General features: G+C 38.5%; 8 protein-coding genes and 2 pseudogenes. 6 read left to right on the top strand and 4 right to left on the bottom strand.

Annotated elements, in window-relative coordinates:
• Positions 1–120: 120 nt before the first annotated feature.
• Positions 121–1,953 (bottom strand): phosphoenolpyruvate carboxykinase (GTP), encoded by a 1,833-nt coding sequence (locus TOL5_RS16170; RefSeq protein ID WP_004828335.1) that lies wholly within the window; start codon positions 1,951–1,953, stop codon positions 121–123.
• 407 nt (positions 1,954–2,360) lie between these two features.
• Between TOL5_RS16170 and TOL5_RS16165 the strand changes: the two genes are divergently transcribed.
• The 4 genes from TOL5_RS16165 to groL all read left to right on the top strand — a co-directional run bounded on the left by TOL5_RS16165 (position 2,361) and on the right by groL (position 6,272).
• The gene (locus TOL5_RS16165; protein WP_151780973.1) at positions 2,361–3,302 is read left to right on the top strand and encodes a diacylglycerol/lipid kinase family protein; all 942 of its coding nucleotides are present in this window, start codon (positions 2,361–2,363) and stop codon (positions 3,300–3,302) included.
• Positions 3,283–4,038, top strand: coding sequence for a metallophosphoesterase family protein (locus tag TOL5_RS16160; RefSeq protein WP_005030697.1), 756 nt, complete (start codon positions 3,283–3,285; stop codon positions 4,036–4,038). Before TOL5_RS16165 ends, TOL5_RS16160 begins: the two co-directional genes overlap by 20 nt.
• A 207-nt stretch (positions 4,039–4,245) precedes the next feature.
• Positions 4,246–4,536 (top strand): co-chaperone GroES, encoded by a 291-nt coding sequence (locus tag TOL5_RS16155; protein WP_004828341.1) that lies wholly within the window; start codon positions 4,246–4,248, stop codon positions 4,534–4,536.
• Positions 4,537–4,637: 101 nt separating this feature from the next.
• Positions 4,638–6,272: a chaperonin GroEL gene (gene groL, locus TOL5_RS16150; RefSeq protein WP_121774095.1), complete on the top strand. Its 1,635-nt coding sequence runs from the start codon at positions 4,638–4,640 to the stop codon at positions 6,270–6,272.
• 235 nt (positions 6,273–6,507) lie between these two features.
• Here groL and TOL5_RS16145 read toward each other — a convergent pair whose 3' ends face one another.
• Both TOL5_RS16145 and TOL5_RS16140 read right to left on the bottom strand, forming a co-directional pair.
• Positions 6,508–6,882 carry a diacylglycerol kinase gene (locus tag TOL5_RS16145; protein WP_005030695.1) on the bottom strand — a complete coding sequence of 125 codons (375 nt, stop codon included), beginning with the start codon at positions 6,880–6,882 and terminating at the stop codon, positions 6,508–6,510.
• 141 nt (positions 6,883–7,023) lie between these two features.
• A complete protein-coding gene (locus TOL5_RS16140; RefSeq protein ID WP_121775835.1) occupies positions 7,024–8,169 on the bottom strand; it encodes a glycerophosphodiester phosphodiesterase in 1,146 nt (381 codons plus the stop codon).
• Positions 8,170–8,441: 272 nt separating this feature from the next.
• Between TOL5_RS16140 and TOL5_RS16135 the strand changes: the two are divergent.
• Positions 8,442–9,158 (top strand): annotated as a pseudogene (locus TOL5_RS16135) (efflux RND transporter permease subunit); the annotation flags it as partial.
• Between the two features lie 19 nt (positions 9,159–9,177).
• Here TOL5_RS16135 and TOL5_RS16130 read toward each other — a convergent pair.
• Positions 9,178–10,329, bottom strand: coding sequence for an IS4-like element ISAbe18 family transposase (locus TOL5_RS16130; protein ID WP_005176703.1), 1,152 nt, complete (start codon positions 10,327–10,329; stop codon positions 9,178–9,180).
• Positions 10,330–10,428: 99 nt separating this feature from the next.
• Between TOL5_RS16130 and TOL5_RS16125 the strand changes: the two are divergent.
• A pseudogene (locus TOL5_RS16125) lies at positions 10,429–12,822 on the top strand (efflux RND transporter permease subunit); the annotation flags it as partial.
• Positions 12,823–12,872 lie beyond the last annotated feature (50 nt).

The following is a 12,872-nucleotide window of genomic DNA, read 5'->3' as shown; positions in this document are numbered from 1 at the left end:
ATGCGATAGTGACTCGAAATTAAAAGAGCATACTACTTGAATCCTTTAATCCATCACAATGATTATAGATTGAATGCAAAAAGACCGCTCGAAAGCGGTCTCTTGAATGCTTAATTTAAATTAAGCTGATTTTTTTACAGCCTCTAAAAGCTCGTTTTGACGATTTTTAAGTGCTGCAGGTAAACGGTCACCTAACTTGTTAAACAATTCAGTATGACTTTCAATCTCTTTGATCCATTGATCTTTATCTTGAGATGTTACAAGATCAAATTGCGCTTTAGTAAAGTCAGAACCTGTCCAGTTCAATTGCTCAAATGTTGGAACTAAGCCAATCGGTGTTTCAACTGCATCTGCACGACCTTCACAACGGTCAATGATCCACTCAAGCACACGCATGTTTTGACCGAAACCAGGCCATACAAAGTTGCCTTCAGCATCACGACGGAACCAGTTTACGTTGTAAATACCTGGTAATTTGTTGCCAGCAGCTTTTGCTTTTGCACCTACTTCTTCACCCAGTTCTAACCAATGAGCGAAGTAATCCGCCATGTTGTAACCAGCAAATGGCAACATCGCAAATGGATCACGGCGAACAACACCTTGTTGACCTACTGCCGCAGCAGTTGTTTCAGAACCCATTGTTGCTGCTTTATATACACCATCTACCCAGTCGAATGCTTCTGAGATTAAAGGTACTGTATCCGCACGACGTCCACCGAAGATGAATGCAGAGATTGGAACACCAGCTGGATTTTCCCAATCAGCATCAATAGAAGGGCATTGACCCGCTGCTACAGTGAAACGTGCATTTGGATGAGCTGCTTTTTCACCAGCAACATGTGGTTGACCTTTCCAGTTGGTTAAGTTTGCAGGTGCTTCTTTTGTTAAGCCTTCCCACCAAACTTCGCCATTGTCAGTCACCGCAACGTTGGTATAAATCACATCTTTGTGAAGTGTTGCCATACAGTTTGGATTGGTTTTGGTATTTGTTCCTGGTGCTACACCAAAGAAACCAGCTTCTGGGTTGATTGCATATAAGCGACCATCTTCACCTGGTTTAATCCAAGCAATATCATCACCTACAGTTTCAATCTTCCAACCTTCATAACCTGCTGGTGGAATAAGCATCGCAAAGTTGGTTTTACCACATGCAGAAGGGAACGCTGCTGCGATATAGTGTTTTTCACCTTGAGGATTTGTCACACCAAGGATAAGCATATGTTCAGCTAACCAACCTTGTTGACGACCCATAGAAGATGCGATACGTAAAGCAAGACATTTTTTACCTAATAATGCATTACCGCCGTAACCTGAACCATAAGACCAGATTTCACGTGTTTCTGGATAATGCACGATGTATTTTTCTGGGTTGCAAGGCCAAGCAACATCTTTTTGACCTTCTGCAAGAGGCGCACCTACTGTATGTACGCAAGGAATAAAGTCACCATCTGTGCCAAGTACGTCATAAACAGCTTTACCCATACGAGCCATTTTACGCATACTTACAGCAACATAAGGAGAATCAGTAATTTCAATACCGATGTGTGCAATGTGAGAACCTAATGGACCCATTGAGAATGGAACCACATACATTGTGCGGCCTTTCATTGCGCCATCAAACAAACCGTTAAGACGAGCACGCATTTCAGCAGGAGCTTCCCAGTTGTTAGTCGCACCAGCATCTTCTTGTTTTTCAGAACAGATGAATGTACGACCTTCAACACGAGCTACGTCAGACGGATCAGAATTCGCTAAATAAGAACCAGGATGTTTTTCTTGGTTCAATGCTTGCATAGTGCCGTTAGCGATCATCAAGTCGATATAACGTTGATTCTCTTCTTCGCTTCCGTCACACCATTCAATTTTTGCAGGTTTAGTCAATTTAGCAATTTCTTCAACCCAGGCAATGAGCTTAGGATGACGAACGAATTCTGGTGCGTTCACTTGGGTCATGGTGAGGCCTATCTAAAATATGTACAATTTTGTGTACAAATAACAACCTGAATGAAGTGGTACAACATTCAAATTTAAGTAAGAAAAAAAGTGGACGTATTAAAACATATATTCATAAAAAAAATAAGACTAAAGGCTTAAAAGATGCTTAACCCAAGGGGTGGTGTAAGTGATTGATTTTTAGTGTTTAAGCGGAATTATTGGTTGATATTTAACACTATTTAATAAAGCAATGAGTAATATTTTTATTGTAAATAATAATAATTAACAATAACTTGAAAATAAGAAGCTGTAAAAAATTATTATTGATTTAATAAATGGGTATAATTCGAATTTTACATAAAGGTGCTTTTATTTGCTTAGAAAATCGACGAAATTAGAGCAAATACTTCACAATAATCAAACTTATGGATACAGATTTAAAGCCTCTTTCGATGATTTACAATGAAAAATCAGGTTTTCATGCAAATCACAAAGATGAGGTTTACGAAAAACTCATGACCATCTGGACCACACATGGTTTTGAAATACAGGTTTTTGATATCAGTACAGAAGGCGATATTCAGACCTTAATGAAAAAAATCTATCAACGACATGCACAATATTCAAAACCCGGGGTTATTGTTGCGGCAGGTGGTGATGGTACGTTGAATGCTGTTGCATCGCAAATGCTTCATCAAAATATTCCGATGGGTATTTTGCCATTAGGCACATTTAATTATGTAGCACGTGCCTTGAATATTCCATTGAATCTGCTTGAGGCAGCTCATGTTATTGCGACAGGAGAACCACGTGCATCCCACATCGCATGTATCAATGATCAAATTTATTTAAACAATGCCAGTTTAGGTTTGTATCCGTTATTCATCAAAAAAAGAGAGGATTACAATCGGCGTTTTGGACGTTTTGCTTTAAATGCATATACTTCAGGCTTGGATGTACTGATTCGAGACCGCAAAGAACTCAAACTCGAAATTAAGGTGGATGGACAAAAATATCCAGTCAAAACGCCTTTAATCTTTTTTGGAAATAATCAACTACAACTTAAAGAATTAAATTTACGAATTTCCAAATGTGCTGAAGTAGGTGAGATCGCAGGGGTAGTGATCGCAAAAGGGGATAAGGTCACTTTATTTAAAACACTATTTCAGACCATTCGAGGAAAATTAGAAAAAGCATCAGATGTGTATAGCTTTGGTGCAGATAAAGTGATTGTGTATTCGAAAAAGCCTAAACTAACGGTTGCGATTGATGGAGAAATTGTGTCAATGGATACACCTTTGAACTTACATGTAGAGAAAAATGCTTTAAATATTATGGTACCTGCGCATGCTGCTACATCTATCTGATCTGCATTTTGGAACAGAGCGTCAAGCATGTATACAGGCGATTCAGCGGTTTTGTGCACAGCATCAACCAGAAGTTGTAGTGGTGAGTGGAGATCTGACTCAACGTGCTAAATTTAAAGAGTTTTATGCGTGTAAGCAATTTTTAGAATCTTTAAAAACACCATATTTTGTTGTCCCAGGTAATCATGATATTCCGCTTTATCATGTATGGAACAGGGCATTTCGACCTTTTGGTCTGTATCAATTATTTTTTGGCAGTTTAGAGCGGACATTGTTGACTCAGCATTTTTATTTGATTGGTATGAATAGTATTCGCCGTCGCTATCATACACGCGGGCATATCTCATTTGAACAGATAGAAAGTGTCAATCAATTGTTGATGGATGCGCCAGACAATAAATTAAAAATTATTGTCAGTCATCAACCTTTTTATACTTCGAATGAAGATCATCATTTAAAAGATTGTCCGGCTTTAGGACAATTTGCAATCAAGGAATGGGGGCAGCATCAGCTCTATGCTTTATTGCACGGTCATTTACATCTCGTTGCAGTCTATGATTTAAATCAAGCATTTACTTTAAATTTATCTCATCCTGTATATGAAGTGCATGCAGGTACTGCTGTGTCTCGTCGTTTGCATAAAAAAATCCCAAATAGTTTTAATGTGATTCATGAAAACGGTACATTTCAACACTATTTTTTTGATGAACAATTACAAGAATTTATTGCTCAATAATGAAAAAATCGGTTGAATTTTTTGACAATCTGACGTGAACGAATAAAAAAAATACAAATTAGATAAATTTTTTTTAATTTTCCCCTTGAAGCGTTTATTTCCATCCCCACAAATGTGACATACAAATATTTTGTCGATGACCTAGGAATAAGAAGTCATCTTCCCTGAGTAATCAATGACATTTAGACGATGTCTATGGAGTTTTATATGAGCAACATTCGTCCATTACATGATCGCGTAGTTATTCGTCGTGTTGAAGAGGAAACAAAAACTGCTGGCGGTATTTTACTTCCAGGTTCTGCAGCTGAAAAACCAGCACAAGGTGAAATCATTGCTGTAGGAAATGGTCAAATCACTGACAATGGTGTGCGTGCATTAGACGTTAAAGTTGGTGATAAAGTATTGTTCGGTACTTATGCAGGTACAACTGTAAAAGTAAGCGGTGAAGAACTTTTAATTATGAAAGAATCTGACATTTTAGCGGTACTTGAAGGTTAATTCAGACCGAGATGGTGTGTTGTTTTTGATCAATTAAAAACAATATGCCTCATCCACTTTTAAATTAGATGGTTAAAGAATAAAGATTATTGGAGTTAAGCATGTCAGCTAAAGACGTAAAATTTGGTGATTCAGCTCGTTCAAAAATGATTGCGGGCGTAAATGTACTTGCAGATGCAGTTAAAGTAACTTTAGGTCCTAAAGGTCGTAACGTTGTTATTGATCGTTCTTTTGGTTCACCACACATCACCAAAGATGGTGTAACTGTTGCAAAAGAAATTTCGTTGAAAGACAAATTCGAAAACATGGGTGCGCAATTGGTTCGTGAAGTTTCTTCAAAAACCAATGATATCGCGGGTGATGGTACTACAACAGCAACTGTACTTGCTCAAGCAATTTTAAATGAAGGGATCAAATCTGTAACTGCAGGTATGAACCCAATGGATTTAAAACGCGGTATTGATCTTGCTGTTAAAGCTGTTGTTGAAAATATCAAAGCAACGGCTAAACCAGCTTCTGATACCAAAGCGATTGAACAAGTTGGTTCGATTTCTGCAAACTCTGACGAAACTGTGGGTAAATTAATTGCACAGGCGATGGAGCGTGTTGGTAAAGAAGGCGTAATCACAGTTGAAGAAGGTTCAGGATTCGAAGACGCACTTGACGTTGTAGAAGGTATGCAATTTGACCGTGGTTATATCAGCCCGTATTTTGCAAACAAACAAGATACTTTGACAGCTGAACTCGAAAATCCATTCATCCTTCTTGTTGATAAAAAAATCAGCAACATCCGTGAATTGATTACAGTTTTAGAAGCTGTTGCGAAAACAGGTAAGCCACTTCTTATCATTGCTGAAGATGTTGAAGGTGAAGCACTTGCAACACTTGTTGTGAACAACATGCGTGGCATCATCAAAGTGTGTGCTGTTAAAGCACCTGGTTTTGGTGACCGTCGTAAAGCAATGCTTCAAGATATTGCGATCTTGACTGGCGCTACTGTAATTTCTGAAGAAGTGGGTATGTCGTTAGAGCAAGCTTCTCTTCAAGATTTAGGTACTGCGCACAAAATCACAGTATCTAAAGAAAATACAGTGATCGTAGACGGTGCTGGTGATGCAAATCAAATTGCTGAACGTGTTACTCAAATCCGTGCACAAATCGAAGAATCAACTTCTGAATACGATAAAGAGAAACTACAAGAGCGTGTTGCTAAATTAGCAGGCGGTGTTGCTGTAATCAAAATCGGTGCTGCAACAGAAGTTGAAATGAAAGAGAAAAAAGACCGTGTAGACGATGCACTTCATGCAACTCGTGCTGCGGTTGAAGAAGGTGTTGTTGCAGGTGGTGGTGTTGCGCTTGTCCGTGCTGCTAAAGCGCTAGACGGTGTTGTTGGTGCAAATGATGACCAAACTGTAGGTGTAAATATCCTTCGTCGTGCGATTGAAGCACCACTTCGTCAAATCGTTTCTAACGCAGGTGATGAGCCTTCGGTTGTGATCAATGCTGTGAAAAATGGTGAAGGTAACTTTGGTTACAATGCTGCGACTTCACAATATGGCGACATGTTAGAAATGGGTATCCTTGATCCTGCAAAAGTAACACGTTCTGCACTTGAACATGCTGCTTCTGTTGCTGGTTTAATGTTAACAACTGAATGTATGATCACAGATATTCCTGAAGATAAACCTGCTATGCCTGATATGGGCGGAATGGGTGGTATGGGCGGAATGATGTAAATCATTCTGATCTCAGATCATAAAAAAATCCCCGCCATTGTGCGGGGATTTTTTTATGATCAGGGTGAGGTTTTGAATGAGAATGAGGTTTGAATTTATTGGTGAAATAAAAATAGATACTGATGATTTATAAAAATAGTAGAGTTTAGTTGTCTGCTTAAATCAATAATGGTATTTGGGTGTTGATCAAACATACATATCGAGAATGCTTTATTTTTATATAAAGGTTTAAAAATTACCTAAAAAGAATAATCACCCAAGTAAAGAAAATAATGGATTGCGCTACAAATTGAGCCGCACTTCCCATGTCTTTTGCATTCTTGGAAAGCGGGTGGCGTTCTAAAGATACTCGGTCAACCACAGCTTCAAGTGCTGAATTAAACAATTCTACAATGATTGCCAGTAAACATACCCCAATCATCAAGGCTTGTTCAACTGAGCTCACATTAAGAAAAAACGTAATTGGGATTAATATTAGATTAATCCAAACGATCTGACGAAAAGCAGCTTCATTTTGATAAGCAGCTTTAAAACCCGCTAAAGAATAACCCGTAGCATTAAGAATGCGTTTAAAACCTGTTGTACCCTTAAATGGAGAATAATCACTCATAAATCAAAGCTGCTATATTTTTGAACAAGTGTATTATTTTAAACTTAAATGGGTATTAATTTTAAGCAAAAAATGCTCAGTTTAGAAAAAATAAAGCAAGCGATTGAAGCGATTGCTTTATTTTAGTTGAATCTTAAAGTGTTATTTTAGAATAGGATTTTCTTTCCTGTAGGCATCTAGTGCTTTACGTCCCAAACCAGGGTCATCTGTAAATAGTCCATCAACTCCAGCTTTAAAATACATTTCATATTCTTTGTTGGCACCTGTTTCACAACGTTTTGCAGCATCTGCTTCTGCGCTACTACATTTTAAATTTGCTGCCAAAAAGTTATTTTCAGGTCGGAAAGTATAAGGATGCACTTTTAAGTTAACTGCATGCGCATCTGCAACAAAAGAAGATGGTGCAGTATAGCTATCATTAAAGATATAAGGTTTCCATGGACCTACGCCATCGGCATAGGTTGAGACTGTTTTTAAACCTTGTGCTGTTGCCATATCGCCATAAGTTGTTTTCAGGCCTTGCGCAACATAATCTGCTGGGCTTGCTTTTTTGTCATCATAGAGCTGAATAATTTTGGCATGCTTTAATGTCTTGTAAAGTGTTAATTGTTCTTTAAAGTATTTGAGATTACTGACTTCAAAAGATTGTAAATAAATTGGGGCAATTTCGCGTGTGTATTGATATTTCGCTAAAGTTTTCAATACAGGATCTTCCATACTTAAATTGAGCTTTTGAAAATAAGTTGGATGTTTGGTTTCGATATACAAGCCAATAATTTTTCCTGTTTTTTTGTAGTTTTTTTCTGCAAGTTCGATAATCTGTTCAAGGGTAGGAATATTAAATTGATCATTATATTGCGTATTGTTTGGGCGTAATGCTGGAATTCTTTCACGTGCTTTAATCAAATTTAATTCACTTGCATTGAAGTCTTCAGTAAACCAACCTGTTAAAGAGACCCCATCAATAATTTTAGTTTTTTTGCGATCTGCAAATTGAGCCAAGGTGCTGACATTGGTGGTACCGCCAATTTCATTTTCATGACGTGCGACTAAAATACCATCTTTGGTTGAGACGAGATCAGGTTCAATAAAATCTGCACCATCGTCAATCGCTTTTTGATAACTTTCAAGTGTGTGTTCTGGACGTAAAGCACTTGCGCCGCGATGCCCAACAATAATAATCTTAGGCTCTTTATAATCAGGTGTTGTAACAATATTTGTTTTATCATCATTGCAAGCAGTTAAAAATATCATGCTGCTGCTGATCAGCCATACTTTTTTATTCATTTTTCACTCAAATTATTGTGTAGAAATCGATTACAGTTTATGTGGTTAAATTGACATAGTGATGAAATAAACAGGGGATTGAAGCAATTATTTATGGCGATGGACTGTATACGATTAGGTGATCTCCACAGTTTCTTCATATTCAAGCTGATCATTCGGATTTCTGTTATTTTTTCTTGAGTTTTCGATCTAAGTCACAGAATATCAATATAAACGGAATTTAATGTTCAGCACGATCTTAACCACAATCATTTGGCACTGAAGCAAAACTAATGCTCTCTAAATTTTTTATTAAACGTCCTATTTTTGCCTGTGTCCTTGCGATTATCGTTATGGCTTTAGGCGTTTTTTCGGTTCTTAATTTGCCGATTGAGCGTTATCCAGATATTGCTCCACCACGGATTACAGTGTCAACAACTTATACTGGTGCAGACGCTGAAACTGTTGAAGAAAGTGTCACACAGGTTTTAGAGCAGCAAATTAAAGGTATTGATCACCTTTTATATTTCAGTTCAAGCAGTGATTCGTCTGGACGTGCTCGAATCAGTATTAGCTTTGAAAATGGGACTGATCCAGATACTGCCCAGGTTCAAGTACAAAACAGTATTAATGGGGTGCTGAACAGATTACCAGATGTTGTGCAACGTCAAGGTGTAACAGTGAATAAATCACTGGGCGATACATTTATGGTGGTGGGTTTGTATGATGAAACTGGTAAAAGCAATAATATTGAATTAGGAGATTATCTTTCCACGCATATAGAACAAGAATTGTCTCGTATAGAAGGCGTTGGAGAAGTGGATGTATTCGGTTCGCAATACGCAATGCGAAACTGGCTTAATCCAAATTTACTGCGACAGTATCAGCTGATGCCAAGCGATATTCGTAGCGCAATTGAAGCTCAGAATACACAGGTTGCTGCAGGTGGTGTTGGCGATTTGCCCGTTGCTTCAGATCAATATTTAAATGCAAAAGTGACCGCAGGCTCCATTGCTGTCCCACAATTTTTCACAAGAGGAAGCTCATTTGAGCTTCCTCTTGTTTTATGGGTATTTTATCGGGTGAAAATAAAGCTTTTAAAGTTCTTCTTTCAAACAAATTCACTTGAATTATTCTGAGTAAACGTTGAACTGTCCAACCTGTTTTTCCTAAATGTCGAGCGAAACTCACCAATAAATAGGCGATCATCGCAATCCAGATTTGTGTCTGAATTGCGTTCCTGCTGCGGCCTAGAAACGCTTTTAATTTGAGATTCTGCTTAATCGCCTTAAAGAACAGCTCAACTTTCCAACGATCTTTATAAATCGCCGCAATGGTGGAGGCGGCTAAATGAAAGTTATTGCTGAGAAAGCTAAAGTGCTTGCCACTTTGCTGATCTCTATATTCAATTCTTCTTAACACTGGGGCTTTTCTTTTTAGGGCATGTGCGCTATTCAGCTGAATGGTTTCATCTTTTAGAATACCTTTGGATTCAAGCACTGGATGTTGCTGGATCACCTGATACACAGATTTAGGCCTAAAACGTGTGACAAATCCAATGTTTTGAGCAGTCAGATTTGCATACCATTGGTAATCGACATAGCCTTTATCAAAAACTACAATGCTGCCAGCAGGAAACTGGAATTTGCGGCCTTGTACCATGTCATTTTCTTTGCCATTTTCAACTGCAACAAACTCAGGAATATCATTGCTGTGATTCAATCCTATACTGAGTTTCATGCTGGCTTTTGAGTCGTGAACTTTGGCCCATTCACATAAAGAAAGCGACAGGTCAATATGACTGGCATCCAAGGAATACAAGGGATTCTTAAAGCGAAATTTATGAGCTACTTTTGAGTGTTCATAGTATTTAAGCAACTTGTAAAATAGCTGTTGATACAAGGCAGCAGGCTGCTGCTCATTGATTCGTGCCAGCGTGCTTCGGGGAATAGACTTTGCTCCGAGATGACTCAGCTTTTCCTGTTGGCACTCCAAATTGGATTGAATATCTCTCAGACTTTGCCTACAAGAGAATTGAGACATCAATATGGCAATAAACTGATCCCACCGGGAAGCCGCTCTAAATTTCTGTCCAACATGGTGTACTTTAGCAAGTTGTTCAAAATCCTGTCGCACAACAGGTTTAATTAGCTCATGAAATACGGTATTCTGATGTGACAAAACCTGAATCCTGGTCGTTAAAGTGTTTGTTTGCACTCATATTTTAACTGTTAGGACTCAGGTTTTTTTATTTAAAGCAAACTATGGGACAGCAGTGCCGCAGGCTCTCGTTTAAGAACTGTAGAAGAATTTAAAAATATTATTGTGAAATCCAATACTGATGGAAGCTATGTTTATTTGAAAGATGTTGCACGCGTTGAATTGGGTGCAGAAAACTATCAATCATTTAATACCATCAATGGCTATCCATCATCAGGGATGGGCATCTCTTTATCTTCGGGTGCCAACGCCTTAGCGACATCGGCATTGATTAAAGCAGAATTAGCCAAGATTTCTGAAAAGCTCCCACAAGGTTATAAGATTGTTTATCCACGAGATAACACACCGTTTGTTCAAGAGTCGATAAAAGAAGTTGTTAAAACATTGTTTGAAGCGATCGTTTTGGTTGTTTTGGTGATGTTTATTTTCCTACAAAGTTGGCGTGCCACACTCATTCCAACCATTACCGTACCGATCGTTATTTTAGGGACGTTTGCAGTACTGTTTGCACTGGGAATGAGTATTAATACACTGACCTTGTTTGCTTTAGTGTTGGCAATCGGCTTGCTGGTGGATGATGCCATCGTTGTCGTTGAAAATGTAGAGCGCTTGATGCATGAACAGGGCTTAACCGCAAAGCAAGCTTCTATTGAATCAATGCAAGAAATGACCGGTGCTTTGATTGGGATCACAGTCGTATTGACTGCTGTATTTATTCCAATGGCATTTTTTACTGGGTCGACTGGTGTAATTTACCGGCAGTTTTCAATCACATTGGTTGCAGCAATGGCATTGTCATTGGTGGTTGCATTGGTACTGACACCTGCATTATGTGCAATTATTTTAAAACCTAATCCTCAACCTATGCGTTGGGCAACTTGGTTTAACACCAAACTTGAAAACTTAAAACAGCGTTATATCAAACTTATTCAAAAAACTTTGAATTTAAAATGGGTGATTTTGACATTATTTTTCGGTTTAACTGTCGTTTTTGCACTTTTTTATCGCGCTTTACCCACCAGCTTTATTCCAAGTGAAGACCAAGGAATGCTCAGTGTACAGTTCCGTTTAGCAGATGGTGCACCGATGTCGAGTAGTCAGGTGGTTGGTGAAAATATACGCAAATACTTTTTGGAAAAAGAAAAGCAAAATGTCGATATTGTTCTGATTCGTTATGGTCGTAATTTCTCTGGTACAGGACAAAACCTAGGTACAGGTTTCGTTGCGCTCAAACATTGGGATGATCGTTCTGGTTCAGAAAATTCTGCACAAGCGATTCGTGAGCGTGCAGTAAAGTATTTTAACAAGAATCCAAATGCTCGGATTACAGTGAGTTTGCCTGCTTCTGTCAATGGTTTGGGTGATAGTGATAGTTTAGAGTTTTGGATTCAGGATGTGAATGGTCAAGGGCGGAAATACCTTGATCAGCAGTTTAATGTTTTACAAACTCAAGCGAAACAATTCCTAACTTTTGAAAATTTAGATAAGAAGTCAAATCCAGACAAATCCAAGTTAAAAATTCATATTGATCAAAAACGGGCATTGGCAAATGGTTTAAGTCAAACAGCGATTAATAGTACCTTGTCAGCTGCATGGGGTGGTTCTTATGTGAATGACTTTATAGATCGTGGTCGTATTAAACGTGTCATGATGCAGGGTGATGCTGAGTTCCGCTCAAAACCTGAAGATTTAGAGGTATGGACTGTTCGTAATGCACAAAATCAAATGATTCCATTCAGTAATTTTTCGACCATTGCTTGGGAAGGTGGACCTGATGTCGTGAACCGCTTCCAAGGCTATACAGCCTTGCAAATGGAAGCCAATACCGCGCCGCATACCAGTTCTGGTCAGGCAATGAATGATATTCAGAAGTTGATTAGCCAACAACAGGGTATTGATGTCGCTTGGAGTGGTTTATCATTTGAAGAACAGAAATCCAGTAGCCAAGCATGGTTACTGTACTTAATCTCAATTGGATTCATTTTTCTATGTTTGGCTGCATTATATGAAAGCTGGTCTATTCCAACGGCTGTGATTGCTGCGATTCCTTTAGGGATTGGAGGAAATATTATTTTTAGTCAATTGGCAGGGTTCCCTAATGACATTTACTTTCAGATCGCTTTGCTGACGACAATTGGTCTGTCGTGTAAAAATGCCATTCTCATCGTCGAATTTGCAGCATTGGCGCAAGAAAAAGGCAAAACAGCGGTTGCAGCAGCACTCGAAGGTGCAGGACTACGTTTACGTCCAATTTTGATGACTTCATTGGCATTTGGTGCTGGGGTAATCCCTTTAGTGCTTGCTTTCGGTGCAGGCGCTGCAAGCCGCCAAGAAATTGGCGTAAGTGTACTGGGTGGTGTGATCTTTGGAACAGTTTTGGTGTTGCTGTTTATCCCATTTATGTATGTGCTGATTCGAAGCATTTTTAAGTCTAAAGTATCAACTGAATCTTAAAAGCATGATTTTAAAATTGAGCTATGTTCTAGAACTCTGCGCTTGTAAAT

Source organism: Acinetobacter sp. Tol 5, assembly GCF_019702905.1.
Lineage (GTDB): Bacteria > Pseudomonadota > Gammaproteobacteria > Pseudomonadales > Moraxellaceae > Acinetobacter > Acinetobacter bereziniae.
The sequence above is the reverse complement of the archived record's forward strand: the minus strand, read 5'-3'. Positions and strand labels throughout refer to the sequence as shown.